Origin of the sequence: Streptomyces cinereospinus, assembly GCF_042430725.1 — a bacterium.
GTDB classification, from domain to species: Bacteria; Actinomycetota; Actinomycetes; order Streptomycetales; family Streptomycetaceae; genus Streptomyces; species Streptomyces cinereospinus.
In genome coordinates, this window is the sequence record NZ_JBHMCY010000025.1 from 2626 (window position 1) to 18703 (window position 16078).

Here is a 16078-nt window from a genome sequence, read left to right on the forward strand (position 1 = left end):
GGCTCGGCTGTCGCGGTGGTCCTGCGGGGTGCGGGCCGGTTCGCCCGGTATCGGCGGGGAGCGGTGGGGTGGCTGCCTGCCGGGTGGGCGGGGCCGGCGGTTCGGGGCTCGGCTGTCGCGGTGGTCCTGCGGGGTGCGGGCCGGTTCGCCCGGTATCGGCCGGGAGCGGTGGGGTGGCTGCCTGCCTGCCGGGTGGGCGGGGCCGGCGGCTCGGGGCTCGGCTGTCGCGGCGGTCCTGCGGGGTGCGGGCCGGTCCGCCCGGCAGTGGCGTGGCCCTCGTACCCGGGGACCACGAGGGCTGAGGGCCGGGCAGGTGGCTCGGGGCTCGGCTGTCGTGGAGGTCCCGGGTGCGTGGGGGTTCGGTGCGATCCGCGTCGGCCGGGGCCGGAGGGGTGGCTGCCCTGTCGGGTACGCCGGGTGGGGCGGCTGAACCCCGTACCCGGGCGGGCGTTCGAGGCGGGGCCGGCGGTGCCGCGTGAGGGGGTGGAGCGAGCCGGAGGGACGCCCTCTGGCGTCGGCTGGGACGCGGATCGGACGGACGGCCGCCCTTCCCGGTGGGAGCGGGAGGGCGGGGCCGGTGGCCGGGGTCAGCCGTTGCGGGGGCCGGGGAAGGCGGTCGGACGGACCTCGTCGCGCAGCGACGGGCTGCCCGCCGTGGGCTGGGTCGGCATCGAGCGGGCCGCGGGGACCGTCGGAACGGCGGGGATGCCCGTGCCGACGTTCAGCGTGCGCGTCCCTGACCCCTCCGCGGCCCGGTCGGCCTCGGCCGCCGCCTGCGCGGTGGCGCGGCGGGAGCCGTAGCGGCGGTGCACCGCCTGCTTGGTGACGCCCAGGGCGGAGCCCACCGCGTCCCACGAGAAGCCGAGTGAACGGTCGAAGTCCACCGCGGCCGTGACCAGGGTCTCGACGCTGTCCCGCAGCTCCTGGGCGAGACGGACCGTCGGGGCGGGAGCGCGTCCGTAGACGACGAAGCCCGTGGCGGGCCCGGAGCGGCGCGGGCGGTAGACGTTGCCCAGCTGGGCGGTGAGCGTGCGCAGTGCGTCCACCTGCCGGCGGACCCGCTCGATGTCCCGCACCAGCAAGTGCAGGCTGGCCCGAGCCTGGGCGTCGTGGGTTGCGTGGTCGGCCATGAACAAGCCTCTCGAACCGGCGTTGAGGAGAAAGGATCGGGCCGCTGGGGCGGCCCGTTGGTCAACTCTTTCTTGACCAACGCGTCCGGGGGCCGGGGGTCACGGTGTGGGGGCGCGGGGGCTTGTGCGCGCGCCGTTCCCCGGAGCTGGTGCGCCGGCGCGGTCATCCGGGCTCCTAGACTGGTGCGTTGCCCCTGACCCACCCAGCCGAGAGGCCCGTGTCCGCCCATGAAGCTCGTCTTCGCCGGTACCCCCGAGGTCGCTGTTCCCGCTCTGGCCGCCCTGCTCGACTCCGGGCGGCACGAGGTGGTCGCCGTCGTCACGCGCCCGGACGCGCCGGCCGGGCGGGGCCGCAGGCTGGTCGCGTCCCCCGTGGCCGAGCGGGCCGAGGAGGCCGGCATCGAGGTGCTGAAGCCGGCCCGGCCGCGGGAGCCGGAGTTCCTGGAGCGGCTGCGGGAGATCGGCCCGGACTGCTGCCCCGTCGTGGCGTACGGGGCGCTGCTGCCGAGAGTGGCCCTCGACATCCCGGCCCACGGCTGGGTCAACCTGCACTTCTCGCTGCTGCCCGCCTGGCGCGGCGCCGCGCCCGTGCAGCACGCCGTCATGGCGGGCGACGAGATCACGGGCGCGTCCACCTTCCTGATCGAGGAGGGGCTCGACTCGGGACCCGTCTACGGGACCGTGACCGAGACGATCCGCCCCGCCGACACCAGCGGCGACCTGCTGACCCGGCTCGCCTTCGCGGGCGCCGGGCTGCTCGCCGCGACCATGGACGGCATCGCGGACGGCACCCTGAACGCCGTACCGCAGCCCGCCGACGGGGTCACCCTGGCGCCGAAGATCACCGTCGAGGACGCCCGGATCGACTGGGCGACGCCCGCCCTGCGGGTGGACCGGGTGGTGCGCGGCTGCACCCCGGCGCCCGGTGCCTGGACCACCTTCCGGGGCGAGCGGCTGAAGCTGGTGCAGGTCGCGCTCGTGCCGGACCGGGCGGACCTCGCCCCGGGGCAGCTGTCCGCCGGCAAGAACACCGTGCACGTCGGCACCGGTTCGCACGCCGTCGAGCTGCTGTGGGTGCAGGCCCAGGGCAAGAAGCCGATGCGGGCGGCGGACTGGGCGCGCGGCGTGCGGATCGCGGACGGCGAGAGGCTCGGGGGCTGAGCCGCCGCCGGGGCGGTGCGACGTAGGCTGGGGTGCACACCGTATACAGAACTCCGGAGCACCTTTACGTGAGTGACATCTCCCGTCGGCCCCGCACGCCCGGCAAGCCCTACCGTCGGCCCAAGAAGGACCCCGTCCGCATCCTCGCCTTCGAGGCGCTGCGGGCCGTCGACGAGAGGGACGCGTACGCGAACCTCGTCCTGCCGCCGCTGCTGCGCAAGGCCCGGGAGGGCGGGACCTTCGACGGGCGGGACGCGGCGCTGGCGACCGAGCTGGTGTACGGGACACTGCGCCGGCAGGGCACGTACGACGCGGTGCTCGCGGAGTGCGTCGACCGGCCGCTGCGGGAGGTCGACCCGCCGGTGCTGGACGTGCTCAGCCTCGGCGCGCACCAGCTGCTGGGCACGCGGATCCCCTCGCACGCGGCCGTGTCGGCCACCGTGGAACTGGCCCGGGTGGTGCTCGGCGACGGGCGGGCCAAGTTCGTCAACGCCGTGCTGCGCAAGGTCGCGCGGCACGATCTCGACGGGTGGCTGGAGCAGGTCGCGCCGCCCTACGACGAGGACCCCGAGGATCATCTGGCCGTCGTGCACTCGCACCCGCGCTGGGTCGTCTCCGCCCTGTGGGACTCGCTCGGCGGCGGCCGGAGCGGGATCGAGGAGCTGCTGGCGGCCGACAACGAGCGGCCCGAGGTGACGCTGGTCGCGCGGCCGGGCCGGTCCACCACGGACGAGCTGCTGCGCGAGGACGCCGCCGAGCCGGGGCGCTGGTCGCCGTACGCCGTGCGGCTCACCGAGGGCGGGGAGCCGGGCGCGGTGGAGGCCGTCCGGGACGGCCGGGCCGGCGTGCAGGACGAGGGCAGCCAGCTGGTCGCGCTGGCCCTGGCCGACGCCCCGCTCGACGGGCCCGACCGGAAGTGGCTGGACGGGTGTGCCGGACCGGGCGGCAAGGCGGCGCTGCTCGGCGCGCTCGCCGCCGGGCGGGGCGCCACGCTGCTCGCCTCCGAGAAGCAGCCGCACCGGGCGGGGCTGGTGGCCAGGGCGCTGCACGGCAACCCGGGGCCGTACCAGGTCATCGCCGCCGACGGGACCCGGCCGCCGTGGCGGCCCGGCTCGTTCGACCGGGTGCTGATGGACGTGCCCTGCACCGGGCTCGGCGCGCTGCGCCGGCGGCCCGAGGCGCGCTGGCGGCGCCGCCCGGAGGACCTCGACGGGTTCGCCCCGCTGCAACGCGGGCTGCTGCGCACCGCTCTGGAGTCGGTCCGGGTCGGCGGTGTCGTCGGGTACGCCACCTGCTCGCCGCACCTCGCGGAGACCCGGGCCGTGGTCGCCGACGTGCTCAAGCAGTTCCCGGCGACGGAGCTGGTGGACGCGCGGCCGCTGCTGCCCGGCGTACCGGACCTCGGGGACGGTCCGGACGTTCAGCTGTGGCCGCATCTGCACGGGACCGACGCGATGTACCTGGCGATCCTCCGCCGGACCGGCTGAGCCCGTGGCACGCCGGACCGGCCGCACCCCTGCGCGATCCGGGGCCCTGCACACCCCGAGGGCCCCGCCCCCCGAGACCCCCTCGCATGCGGCCCCAGCCCCGAGGGCCGTCCTCCTGCCGAGGATCCCCGGCTTTCCAGGGGCCCCAGCCCCGAGGCCCCTCGTCGCCCAAGGGCTCCCGAACACCGCGCAGCGCATACGCTTGGGGCATGGCCGTGCAGATCAACCCCAGCATCCTGTCCGCCGACTTCGCCCGTCTCGCCGACGAGGCGCGGGCGGTCGAAGGGGCCGACTGGCTCCATGTCGACGTCATGGACAACCATTTCGTCCCCAACCTCACGCTCGGCGTGCCGGTCGTGGAGTCCCTGGCCCGTGCGACGGACACCCCGCTGGACTGCCATCTGATGATCGAGGCCCCCGATCGGTGGGCCCCGCAGTACGTCGAGGCGGGTGCCTCCTCGGTCACCTTCCACGTGGAAGCGGCCGCCGCGCCGGTACGGCTGGCCCGGGAGATCCGGGCCAAGGGCGCCCGCGCGTCCATGGCGCTGAAGCCGGCGACGCCCGTCGAACCGTACGAGGACCTGCTCCCCGAGCTGGACATGCTGCTGATCATGACGGTCGAGCCGGGCTTCGGCGGGCAGGCGTTCCTCGACATCGTGCTGCCCAAGATCCGCCGCACCCGGGAGCTGATCGCCAAGCACGGTCTGGAGCTGTGGCTGCAGGTCGACGGCGGGGTCTCGGACGCCACGATCGAGCGGTGCGCGGAGGCGGGCGCCGATGTCTTCGTGGCCGGTTCCGCCGTGTACGGGGCCGCCGACCCGGCCGCCGCGGTGCGTGCCCTGCGCGCCAAGGCACAGGCCGCGACGGAACACGCGGCATGGGCGTGCGACCACTGAGCCACGGTTACGTGAACGGCGCCCGTCGGGCGCCCAGCAGGGCTGATCGAGCGCGCCGGATCTGCAAGGATGAACGGCGAATCCAGAGTGTGAACAGCAGTGAGGAGATCGCCGTGTCGGGTATGTCGGCGGGCCGGTCAGCCATGCGGATGGGACCCGCTGAGCTGGTGCAGGCGGCGGCCATGGCCCGCCGCTTCTACCTCGAGGGGAAGTCCAAGATCCAGATCGCCGAGGAGTTCGGCGTCAGCCGCTTCAAGGTGGCCCGGGTCCTGGAGACCGCCCTCGAACGGGATCTCGTACGCATCGAGATCCGGGTGCCGGCCGAGCTGGACGCGGAGCGCTCGGACGCGCTGCGCGCCCGGTACGGCCTGCGGCACGCCGTCGTGGTCGAGTCCCCGGCCGAGGCCGAGGAGACCCCCGACCCCGAGAACCTGGGCGAGGTGGCGGCCGACCTGCTCGGCGAGCTGGTCGACGAGGGCGATGTGCTCGGGCTGGCCTGGGGCCGGTCCACCATCCACATGGCCGCCGCCCTCGACAAGCTGCCGCCCTGCACGGTGGTGCAGCTGACGGGCGTGTACGACGCCGGGACCGCCGAGCGCGGTTCCGTCGAGGCCGTCCGCCGGGCCGCGCAGGTCTCCGGCGGCGACGCCCACCCCATCTACGCGCCGATGCTGCTGCCGGACGCCGCCACCGCGGCCGCGCTGCGCCACCAGACGGGGATCGCCCGGGCCTTCGAGTACTTCGACAAGGTCACCGTCGCCTGTGTCTCCATCGGCTCCTGGGAGCCGGGCATCTCCACGGTGCACGACATGCTCAGCGACGAGGAGCGCTCGCACTACGCCTCCCTCGGAGTCGCCGCCGAGATGTCCGCGCACCTCTTCGACGCCGACGGGCGCCGGGTCGGGCGGGACCTGGGGGAGCGGTGCATCACGGTCACGGCCGACCAGCTCCGCCGTGTTCCCGAGGTCGTCGCGATAGCGGGCGGGCAGCGCAAGGCGGCCGCGATCGACGCGGTGCTGCGGTCGGGGCTCGTCACCAGCCTGGTCACGGACACCTCCGCGGCCGACTACCTGATGACGGCCGGCCCGACGCCGCGGCCGGCGCTGAACCGGGCCGACCCGGACGGGAACTGACGGGACGTCACCCGGGTGGGCCGCGACGGTACGCCGCCGCGGCCCGTCCCCGCGGCGGCGACGGGGCCGGGGCGGCCCGGCCGTGGTACGGGACGGGCGGTCGCGGGCGACGGCGCGGCCGGGGGAGCGGGAGACCGCCCGGCGGGTGTCCGCGCAGGCCGCGGCCGCGATGCCCGGGCCGGCCGCGATGCCCGGGCCGGCCGCGATGCCCGGGCCGGCCGCGACGCCCGGGCCGGCCGCGTCCCTCGTGCTGGAGGATCCTCCGAAAGCACCCCTGACCTGCCTGGATGAAGTCACCGGGCCGGGCATGACGGTCGCCATGGGAGAATGAAGTACGTGCTCTTCCCCCTGGCTGTCCTGTCCGGGGGCCACCTCTGAACGACTGGGATGTGCAGCACGTGCGTTTCCTCAACGACCTCCGGCCCTCGTACGACCTGACGTACGACGACGTGTTCATGGTGCCGAGCCGCAGCGCGGTCGGCTCCCGTCAGGGCGTCGACCTCAGCTCCCCGGACGGCACGGGCACCACGATTCCACTCGTCGTCGCCAACATGACCGCCATCGCCGGCCGTCGTATGGCCGAGACCGTGGCCCGGCGCGGCGGTCTCGTGGTCATCCCGCAGGACATCCCGATCGACGTCGTCACCGACGTGGTCTCCTGGGTGAAGAGCCGTCACCTGGTCCTCGACACCCCCATCGTGCTGGCGCCGCACCAGACCGTCGCCGACGCGCTCGCCCTGCTGCCCAAGCGGGCGCACAACGCCGGTGTGGTCGTGGACGAGGAGCACCGCCCGATCGGTGTCGTCACCGACCGGGACCTCACCGGCGTCGACCGCTTCACCCAGCTCGAAGTGGTCATGTCCAAGGACGAGTTGCTGCTGCTCGACGCCGGCATGGACCCCCGCGAGGCGTTCAACACCCTCGACCACCACAACCGGCGCTACGCCCCCGCCGTCGACGCCGACGGCCGGCTGGCCGGCATCCTCACCCGCAAGGGCGCGCTGCGCGCCACGCTGTACACGCCGGCCGTCGACGACCGGGGCCGGCTGCGGATCGCCGCCGCCGTCGGCATCAACGGCGACGTGGCGGGCAAGGCCGAGCAACTGCTCGACGCGGGTGTCGACACCCTCGTCATCGACACCGCCCACGGCCACCAGGAGTCGATGATCGCCGCGATCAAGGTGGTGCGCGCTCTCGACCCCGAGGTGCCGATCGTGGCCGGCAACATCGTCTCGGCCGAGGGCGTGCGCGACCTGATCGAGGCGGGCGCCGACATCATCAAGGTCGGTGTCGGCCCGGGCGCCATGTGCACCACCCGGATGATGACCGGCGTGGGCCGGCCCCAGTTCTCGGCCGTGCTGGAGTGCGCCGCGGAGGCGAAGAAGTACGGCAAGCACGTGTGGGCGGACGGTGGGGTCCGGCACCCGCGCGACGTGGCGATGGCCCTGGCCGCCGGCGCGTCCAACGTGATGATCGGCTCCTGGTTCGCCGGGACGTACGAGTCGCCGGGCGACCTGCACCAGGACGCGAGCGGCCGGTTCTACAAGGAGTCGTTCGGCATGGCGTCCGCGCGCGCCGTGGCCAACCGCACCTCCGAGGAGTCGGCGTACGACCGGGCCCGCAAGGGCCTGTTCGAGGAGGGCATCTCCACCTCGCGGATGTTCCTCGACCCGGACCGCCCCGGCGTCGAGGACCTGATCGACTCGATCATCGCGGGCGTCCGTTCGTCCTGCACCTACGCCGGCGCGGCCTCCCTGGAGGAGTTCGCCGACAAGGCCGTCGTGGGCGTCCAGAGCGCCGCCGGCTACGCCGAGGGCAAGCCGCTGTACGCCAGCTGGAACTGATCGACTGCCCTGCGCGCGGCCCCCGCCGGACCTCGGACGAGGCCCCACGGGGGCCGTCCGTGTCCGGCCGGGGCGTTGTCCGGGGTGAACCCGGGATGTCCGACACGCAACAGTCGACAGCCGCCGTGCAACGAAACACCCGCCCGCCGTCCGGGAACGCAATGATCGTGCGGACATGCGCAAGGTTGCTGCATTACACCGGCAACGCCGGTGCTCGTAGGCTGTCGCCTCGTACGTGGCGTGGCGGGGACTCCGCTCGGTGGGTCCCCGGTCGTCCCGGGGTGCCGCCGGTCCCCGTCCGCCTGACCGGCAGCGACAAAGGAGCCAGCGCGTGCTCGACCAAGGCGCACCCCCGCAGCACAGCAGCAAGACCGGCCCCGCGCCCCTCGGGTTCGGTGCGCGCCTGATGCGCCGCAAGCCCGTGGAACACCTGGTCGCCGAGGGCGGCCAGGGTGAGGGAGGGTCGCTCCGCCGCTCCCTCGGCCTGTGGCAGCTCACCATGATCAGCATCGGCGCCACGCTCGGCACCGGCATCTTCGTCGTCCTCGGCGACGCCGTCCCCGAGGCCGGCCCCGCGGTCACCCTGGCGTTCGTCATCGCCGGTCTGACGGCGCTGTTCTCGGCCCTGTCCTACGCCGAGCTGGCGGGCAGCATCCCGGTCGCGGGCTCCTCGTACTCGTACGCGTACGCAACGATGGGCGAACTCGTCGCCTGGATCTGCGGCTGGTGCCTGGTGCTGGAGTACGGCGTGTCGGTGGCCGCCGTCGCGGTCGGCTGGGGCGAGTACCTCAACGAGCTGCTCGACGGGACCATCGGTGTCACCATCCCCTCCGCGCTGTCCTCGGCGCCGGGTGAGGGCGGTGTCATCAACCTGCCCGCGCTGATCGTCGTACTGCTGGCGATGGTCTTCCTGCTCGGCGGGGTGCGCGAGTCCGCCCGCGCCAACACCGTCATGGTCGCGGTCAAGATCGCCGCGTTGGTGCTGTTCTGCGCGATCGGCTTCACGGGCTTCGAGTCCGGCAACTACGCCGACTTCATGCCGCTGGGCATGGCCGGCGTCAGCGCCGCCGGAGCCACGCTGTTCTTCTCCTACATCGGCTTCGACGCCGCCTCCACCGCCGGTGAGGAGGCGAAGGACCCCAAGAAGGACCTGCCCCGGGCGATCATGCTGTCGCTGATCATCGTGACCGCGCTGTACGTGCTCGTCGCGGCCGTCGCGGTCGGCGCCTGGAACTGGACCGAGTTCGAGGGCTCCGAGGCCTCCCTCGCCGCGATCATGAACGACGTCAGCGGCCAGACCTTCTGGGGCACGCTGCTCGCCCTCGGCGCGGTCATCTCCATCGCCAGCGTCGTCCTCACCGTGCTCTACGGCCAGACCCGCATCCTGTTCGCGATGTCCCGCGACGGCCTGGTCCCCAAGGCGCTCGGCACGGTGCACGAGAAGACCGGCACGCCCCGCCTGAACACCGTGATCGTCTCGCTGTTCTGCGGCGTGCTCGCCGCCCTGATCCCGCTGGGCAAGCTGGTCGACGCCACCAGCATCGGCACGCTGTTCGCCTTCGCCCTGGTCAACATCGCGGTGATCGTCCTGCGTTACCGGCGGCCGGAGCTGGAGCGCACCTTCAAGGTACCGTTCGGGCCCGTGCTGCCGGTCCTGGGCTTCGCCTTCTGCGCGTACAACATGTTCAGCCTCGACACCGTGACCTGGGTGGTCTTCGGGTGCTGGATGGCCGCCGGTCTCGTGTTCTACTTCCTGTACGGCCACCGCCGTTCCCGTCTCGCCGGACCCGAAGTGAAGTGAACCGCCCGCAGTGCTGAACGATCTCGACGAACGCATCGTGCACGCCCTCGCCGAGGACGCCCGCCGCTCCTACGCGGACATCGGGCAGCTCGTCGGCCTGTCCGCGCCGGCCGTGAAGCGGCGCGTGGACCGGCTGCGCGCCACCGGCGCCATCACCGGGTTCACCGTCCGGGTGGACCCGTCGGCGCTCGGCTGGGAGACCGAGGGGTTCGTCGAGATCCACTGCCGCCGCAACACCTCGCCGGAGACCATCCAGCGGGGCCTGGAGCGCTACCAGGAGGTCGTGGCCGCGTCCACCGTCACCGGGGACGCGGACGCGATCGCCCAGGTCTTCGCCTCCGACATGCGGCACTTCGAACGGGTCCTGGAGCGGATCGCCGGAGAGCCGTTCGTGGAGCGGACCAAGTCCGTGCTCGTGCTGTCGCCGCTGCTGCGGCGCTTCTCCTCGGGCTCGCCCACCTGACACCGGCGCGCGGCGACCCCGTTCCTTCCGGGGCACCGGGCGCGGCGCCGCCGGGGGCGTGAGCCCGGTCCGGAGCCCCGGTGCCGCGTGCCGGTCCGCCCGGCGTGGGAACCCCCGGTGCCGCGTGCCGTCCCGCCCGGCGTGGGAACCCCCGGTGCCGCGTGCCGTCCCGCGCCGGGGAGTTCCCCAGCCTGCCGAGAGCCGGGACCGCACGTCCGGGGGCGCGCAACGAATCGCCGAGTGGGCCGGAACGGACGCAACGATCAGCTCGTCAGCGCGCAACGGCTGCTCCTTGTCCGGGTGCGCCCGCCGCCCGTACGGTCTACGTGGCCCCCACACCCATCCGTACCGGTGAGGAACACCCATGCGTACCGCCCTGCTCCAGAGCTCCGGCCGGCCCGGCTCCACCGCCGAGAACCTGAAGGTCCTCGACGAGGCCGCGGGCCGCGCCGCCGCCGCGGGTGCCGGGCTGCTGGTCACGCCGGAGATGTTCCTGACCGGGTACGCGATCGGCGACGGCATCGCCCGCCTGGCCGAGCCCGCCGACGGGGACGCCGCCGCCGCGATCGCCGGCATCGCCGCGCGGCACGGCCTGGCGATCGCGTACGGCTACCCGGAGCGCGCCGCGGACGCGGTCTTCAACTCCGCCCAGCTGATCTCCGCGGACGGCACCCGCCTGGCCAACTACCGCAAGACCCACCTCTTCGGCTGCTTCGAGCGCGACCACTTCACGCCGGGCGAGCAGCCGGTCGTCCAGGCCGACCTGGGCGGCCTGCGGGTCGGGATCATGATCTGCTACGACGTCGAGTTCCCGGAGAACGTCCGCGCGCACGCCCTCGCCGGCACCGACCTGCTGCTGGTGCCGACCGCGCAGATGCACCCGTACCAGTTCGTCGCCGAGTCGCTGGTGCCGGTGCGGGCCTTCGAGAACCAGATGTACGTGGCGTACGTCAACCGGGTCGGCCACGAGGGCGAGTTCGAGTTCGTGGGGCTGTCCGCCCTCGCCGGGCCGGACGGGTTCGCCCGCGCCCGGGCCGGGCGCGGCCCGGAACTCGTCCTCGCCGACGTGGACCCCGCCTTCCTGGCCGCCTCCCGCGAGGCCGGCCCCTACCTGAAGGACCGCCGCCCCGGCCTCTACGGGTCCCTGATCTGAACCTCCTCCCACACCCCTCTGATCCTCGTTCCGCGCAAGGAGTCCGTACCCCATGACGTCCACGGTGCCCAACGCCGTCGAGCACGCAGACGAGCAGCAGCCGCCGATCACCATGTTCGGCCCGGACTTCCCGTACGCGTACGACGACTTCCTCGCCCACCCGGCGGGCCTCGGCCAGATCCCGGCGACCGAGCACGGCACGGAGGTCGCGGTCATCGGCGGCGGCCTGTCCGGCATCGTGGCCGCCTACGAGCTGATGAAGATGGGCCTCAAGCCCGTCGTCCACGAGGCCGACAGGATCGGCGGCCGGCTGCGCACCGTGGGCTTCGAGGGCTGCGACGAGTCGCTCACCGCCGAGCTGGGCGCGATGCGCTTCCCGCCGTCCTCCACGGCGTTGCAGCACTACATCGACCTGGTGGGCCTCACGACCCGCCCCTTCCCCAACCCGCTGGCCGAGGCCACTCCCTCGACCGTCGTGGACCTCAAGGGCGAGTCGCACTACGCCGAGACCATCGACGACCTGCCGCAGGTCTACCGCGACGTCGCCGAGGCGTGGAACAAGTGCCTCGAAGAGGGCGCCGACTTCTCCGACATGAACCGGGCGATGCGCGAGCGGGACGTGCCGCGCATCCGCGAGATCTGGGCGAAGCTCGTCGAGAAGCTCGACAACCAGACCTTCTACGGCTTCCTCTGCGACTCCGACGCCTTCACGTCCTTCCGGCACCGGGAGATCTTCGGCCAGGTCGGCTTCGGCACCGGCGGCTGGGACACCGACTTCCCCAACTCCGTCCTGGAGATCCTGCGGGTCGTCTACACCGAGGCCGACGACCACCACCGCGGCATCGTCGGCGGCTCCCAGCAGCTGCCGCTGCGGCTGTGGGAGCGCGAGCCGGAGAAGATCGTGCACTGGCCGTACGGCACCTCGCTGGCCTCGCTGCACGAGGGCGGCGAGCCCCGCCCGGCCGTGACGCGGCTGAACCGCACCGCGGGCAACGGCATCACGGTCACGGACGCCGACGGCGACATCCGCACCTACCGGGCGGCGGTCTTCACCGCCCAGTCCTGGATGCTGCTGTCGAAGATCCAGTGCGACGACTCGCTCTTCCCGATCGACCACTGGACCGCCATCGAGCGCACCCACTACATGGAGTCCTCCAAGCTCTTCGTGCCCGTGGACCGGCCGTTCTGGCTGGACAAGGACGAGGAGACGGGCCGCGACGTCATGTCGATGACGCTCACCGACCGGATGACCCGCGGCACCTACCTGCTGGACGACGGCCCGGACAAGCCGGCCGTGATCTGCCTGTCGTACACCTGGTGCGACGACAGCCTGAAGTGGCTGCCGCTGTCCGCCGGCGAGCGGATGGAGGTCATGCTGAAGTCGCTCGGCGAGATCTACCCGAAGGTCGACATCCGCAAGCACGTCATCGGCAACCCGGTGACGGTCTCCTGGGAGGACGAGCCCTGCTTCATGGGCGCGTTCAAGGCCAACCTGCCCGGTCACTACCGCTACCAGCGGCGCCTGTTCACGCACTTCATGCAGGACCGGCTGCCCGAGGACAGGCGGGGCCTCTTCCTCGCCGGCGACGACATCTCCTGGACGGCGGGCTGGGCCGAGGGCGCCGTCCAGACCGCGCTGAACGCGGTCTGGGGCGTCATGCACCACTTCGGCGGCGAGACCGACGCGGCCAACCCCGGCCCCGGCGACGTCTACGACGAGATCGCGCCGGTGGAGCTCCCGGAGGACTGACCGGCCGGACGCCGGCCGGGCCTCACACCCCGGCCGCGCGGGCCTTCTCGTAGACCCGCGCGGCCACGTCCTTGAGCTCCTCGGCGTCCCTCGGGGTGCTCTGGAGATCCACCAGCACCTCCTCCAGGCCGATCGCGGCGTACGGCACGAGGTCCTCGACGATCTGGTCGACGCTGCCCTGGAAGGGCCGGCGGTCCGGGCCCTCGTACGGCTTCGGCGCGTACTCCGCGTTCACCCGCACCACCGTCCGCAGCGGCTCCGTGCGGCCCCGCTCGTCGGCCAGCTCCCGCAGCCGGTGCCACTGCGCGGCCAGGGCGTCGGCGTCCATGCCCACCGGCAGCCAGCCGTCGGCGTGGTCGACGAGCCGGCGCTGCGCCCTGGGGCCGTTCGCCGGCAGCAGGACGGGGATGGGCCGGGCCGGCTTGGGGCCGACCGCCGCCGACTCGACCTTGGTGAGCCGCCCGTCGTAGCGGACCGGGTCCGGGCCCCACACCGCGCGGCACACCCCGATCAGCTCGTCCAGGACCTGGCCCCGCTCCTCGAACGGGCGGACCGACGCCGCCGCGTACTCGTCGAGGGACCAGCCCGTGCCGAACCCGGCGACCACCCGGCCGCCGCTCGCCGCGTCCAGGCTGGCGAGCGCCTTGGCGAGCTGGAACGGCACGTGCAGCGGCGCCACCAGCACGCCGGTGCCCAGCTCGGCCCGCTCGGTGGCCGCCGCCGCCAGCGTGAGCGTCACCAGCGGGTCGGCCACGTGCCGGTAGGCGTCCGGCCAGGGCAGGCCCTCGACGCCGTACAGGCCCTGGGTGGCGGGCTCCGGGAACAGGGCGCGCTCGAACACCCACAGGCTGTCGTAGCCGATCCGCTCGGCCGCGCGGGCCACGTCGGGCACGTCCCTGCCGAGGCCGTACTGCCGCATCTGGGGGAGGCCGAGGCCGAGCCGGATCGCCATGCCGTGTGCTCCTTCGCAGTCGGGGTACCGATGGTCAACGCCCGAGTGGCGTACGGGAGTTCCGGGTGCCGTGTCAGTCGGGGAGCGGCGTGAGCATCATCCGGCCGGCCAGGCCCACCGCCGCGTCCAGCCGCTCGGTGAACTCGGCCGCGAGCTCGGGCAGCCGCCGCAGCGCCCACAGCGCCCGCGCCGCCGACCAGGCGGCGTCCCGCGCGCGCTCCAGGCTCCACGCGCCGAGCAGATGCGTGAGCGGGTCGGCGATCTGCAGCAGGTCGGGACCCGGCATCAGATCCTCGCGGATGTGCTCCTCCAGCGTCACGAGGAGATCGCCCACGCGGTCGAACTCGTCCTCCAGCTCGACCGGTTCGCAGTCGAGCGTGCGGCAGGCGTCCACGACGGCGAGCGCGAGGTCGTGCCCGATGTGCGCGTTGATGCCCGCGAGCGCGAACTGCGGCGGCCGTACGCCGGGATGGCGGCGGAGCTGGAACAGCGGCTGCCAGCAGGCCGGCGGACGGCGGTCCGCCGCGACCGCGTCCACGGCCGCCAGGTAGCGCTCCGCGAACCGCACGTCCAGCGTGATCGCGGCCCGCGGGTCCGGGAAGCACCCGGCGTCGACGTGGTGGTCGACGGCCTCGGTGACGGCGAGGTAGACGCGGTTGAAGACCGCGACCCCGTCCTGTGCGGGCAGGGCCGCGGCCAGCGCGCGCATCCGGGAGACGACCGCGTCCACGGGAGTGGTGAACTCTTCCAACTGCGTCATGGGGGCAGGGTCCCAGCCCCGGACCGGCCCCGGGGCCGGCGGGCCCGGCGCTTCCCCAGAACGGGGGAACGCCGCTCCCGCGCGCGGGCCCGCGGCTCGGCGTCCTCGTACGTCCTCGTACGCCTACGGCGTGGCCTCGTCGTCGTAGCGGGACGTGCCCTCGTCCAGCAGCGGCCGCTGCGTCTTGAGATGCGCCGGGGCGAAGGCCCGCAGCGCGTGGTAGCCGGTGATGACGACGAGCGTGCCGAGGGCGATGCCGCTCAGCGAGAACGTGTCGGTGAACGTCATCGAGACGTTGCCGACGCCGATGATGACGCCCGCCGCGGCCGGTACCAGGTTCAGCGGATTGCGCAGGTCCACCCTGGCGTTGATCCAGATCTGGGCGCCGAGCAGGCCGATCATGCCGTACAGGATGACGGTGATGCCGCCGAGCACCCCGCCCGGGATCGCGGCCACCACCGCGCCGAACTTGGGGCAGAGCCCGAACAGCAGGGCGAAGCCGGCGGCGGCCCAGTAGGCGGCCGTGGAGTAGACGCGGGTCGCGGCCATCACACCGATGTTCTCGGAGTACGTCGTGGTGGGCGGGCCGCCGGCCGCGGTGGACAGCATCGAGCCGACGCCGTCGGCGGCGATCGCCGTACCGAGCTTGTCGTCCAGCGGGTCGCCGGTCATCTCACCGACCGCCTTGACGTGCCCGGCGTTCTCCGCGACCAGCGCGATCACGACCGGCAGCGCGACCAGGATCGCCGACCACTCGAAGGACGGCCCGTGGAAGGAGGGCAGGCCGATCCAGTCGGCGTCGGCGACGCCGGAGAGGTCCAGCCGCCAGTGGTCGGTGACCTCGCCGCTCGCGTCGGCCGAGTGGATGCGGCCGAAGATCCGGTCGAGCGCCCAGGAGACGCCGTAGCCGAAGAGCAGGCCCAGGAAGATCGCGATCCGGGACCAGAAGCCGCGCAGACAGACGACGGCCAGACCGGTGATGAGCATCACCAGCAGCGCGGTCCACTGGTCCTGCGGCCAGTAGGTGGAGGCGGTGACCGGGGCGAGGTTGAAGCCGATCAGCATCACCACCGCGCCGGTGACGATCGGCGGCATGGTCACGTGGATGATCCGCGCGCCGAAGCGCCGTACGGCGAGCCCCGCCAAGAGGAGCACCGCGCCGACCACGAGGACCGCGCCGGTCACCGTGGCGCTGGTGCCGCCCTGGGCCCGGATCACCGCCGCGACGCCCACGAAGGACAGCGAGCAGCCCAGGTAGCTCGGTACCCGGCCGCGGGTGGCGAGCAGGAAGACCACCGTGGCGACGCCCGACATCATGATCGCGAGGTTGGGGTCCAGGCCCATCAGGACCGGCGCCACGAAGGAGGCCCCGAACATCGCGACCACGTGCTGGGCGCCCAGCCCGGCGGTGCGCGGCCAGGTCAGCCGTTCGTCGGGCCGGACCACCGTTCCGGGCGCCGGGGTGCGTCCGTCGCCGTGCAGTTTCCAGCGGACGCCGAGATCCATGTCAGGTGTCGCTTTCGTCGTACGTGCAGTGCCGGACCATTG

Annotated in this window: 13 protein-coding genes; 9 read left to right on the top strand and 4 right to left on the bottom strand. The window is 73.4% G+C overall.

What is annotated here, in order from left to right; translation table 11 throughout:
- Positions 1-587: 587 nt before the first annotated feature.
- Positions 588-1130, bottom strand: coding sequence for a hypothetical protein (locus tag ACFF45_RS15190; protein WP_381346555.1), 543 nt, complete (start codon positions 1128-1130; stop codon positions 588-590).
- Positions 1131-1358: 228 nt separating this feature from the next.
- On the opposite strand from ACFF45_RS15190, the gene fmt reads away from it, so the two are divergent.
- The 9 genes from fmt to ACFF45_RS15235 all read left to right on the top strand — a co-directional run bounded on the left by fmt (position 1359) and on the right by ACFF45_RS15235 (position 12818).
- Positions 1359-2291: a methionyl-tRNA formyltransferase gene (gene fmt / locus ACFF45_RS15195; RefSeq protein WP_381346556.1), complete on the top strand. Its 933-nt coding sequence runs from the start codon at positions 1359-1361 to the stop codon at positions 2289-2291.
- Between the two features lie 68 nt (positions 2292-2359).
- Positions 2360-3778 carry an RsmB/NOP family class I SAM-dependent RNA methyltransferase gene (locus tag ACFF45_RS15200; protein ID WP_381346557.1) on the top strand — a complete coding sequence of 473 codons (1419 nt, stop codon included), beginning with the start codon at positions 2360-2362 and terminating at the stop codon, positions 3776-3778.
- A gap of 209 nt (positions 3779-3987) precedes the next feature.
- Positions 3988-4674, top strand: coding sequence for a ribulose-phosphate 3-epimerase (gene rpe / locus ACFF45_RS15205; protein ID WP_381346558.1), 687 nt, complete (start codon positions 3988-3990; stop codon positions 4672-4674).
- 89 nt (positions 4675-4763) lie between these two features.
- Positions 4764-5807 carry a sugar-binding transcriptional regulator gene (locus ACFF45_RS15210; RefSeq protein WP_381346559.1) on the top strand — a complete coding sequence of 348 codons (1044 nt, stop codon included), beginning with the start codon at positions 4764-4766 and terminating at the stop codon, positions 5805-5807.
- Between the two features lie 389 nt (positions 5808-6196).
- Positions 6197-7651, top strand: a complete 1455-nt coding sequence (locus tag ACFF45_RS15215; protein ID WP_381346560.1) for a GuaB1 family IMP dehydrogenase-related protein — start codon at positions 6197-6199, stop codon at positions 7649-7651.
- 331 nt (positions 7652-7982) lie between these two features.
- Entirely contained in the window at positions 7983-9452 is a 1470-nt protein-coding gene (locus tag ACFF45_RS15220) for an amino acid permease (RefSeq protein WP_381346561.1), read from the top strand.
- Between the two features lie 10 nt (positions 9453-9462).
- The gene (locus ACFF45_RS15225) at positions 9463-9915 is read left to right on the top strand and encodes an Lrp/AsnC family transcriptional regulator (RefSeq protein WP_381346562.1); all 453 of its coding nucleotides are present in this window, start codon (positions 9463-9465) and stop codon (positions 9913-9915) included.
- Between the two features lie 364 nt (positions 9916-10279).
- Positions 10280-11068, top strand: coding sequence for a carbon-nitrogen hydrolase family protein (locus tag ACFF45_RS15230; protein WP_381346563.1), 789 nt, complete (start codon positions 10280-10282; stop codon positions 11066-11068).
- A gap of 52 nt (positions 11069-11120) precedes the next feature.
- The gene (locus ACFF45_RS15235) at positions 11121-12818 is read left to right on the top strand and encodes a flavin monoamine oxidase family protein (RefSeq protein ID WP_381346564.1); all 1698 of its coding nucleotides are present in this window, start codon (positions 11121-11123) and stop codon (positions 12816-12818) included.
- Between the two features lie 22 nt (positions 12819-12840).
- Here the strand turns inward: ACFF45_RS15235 and ACFF45_RS15240 are convergent, their stop codons facing one another.
- From ACFF45_RS15240 to ACFF45_RS15250, 3 genes are all read right to left on the bottom strand, one after another.
- Positions 12841-13770: an LLM class F420-dependent oxidoreductase gene (locus ACFF45_RS15240; protein ID WP_381346565.1), complete on the bottom strand. Its 930-nt coding sequence runs from the start codon at positions 13768-13770 to the stop codon at positions 12841-12843.
- A gap of 73 nt (positions 13771-13843) precedes the next feature.
- Positions 13844-14530, bottom strand: coding sequence for a DUF5995 family protein (locus ACFF45_RS15245; RefSeq protein ID WP_381346566.1), 687 nt, complete (start codon positions 14528-14530; stop codon positions 13844-13846).
- A gap of 123 nt (positions 14531-14653) precedes the next feature.
- Complete coding sequence (locus ACFF45_RS15250) at positions 14654-16036, bottom strand: uracil-xanthine permease family protein (protein ID WP_381346567.1); 1383 nt, start codon at positions 16034-16036, stop codon at positions 14654-14656.
- Between the last annotated feature and the right edge of the window lie 42 nt (positions 16037-16078).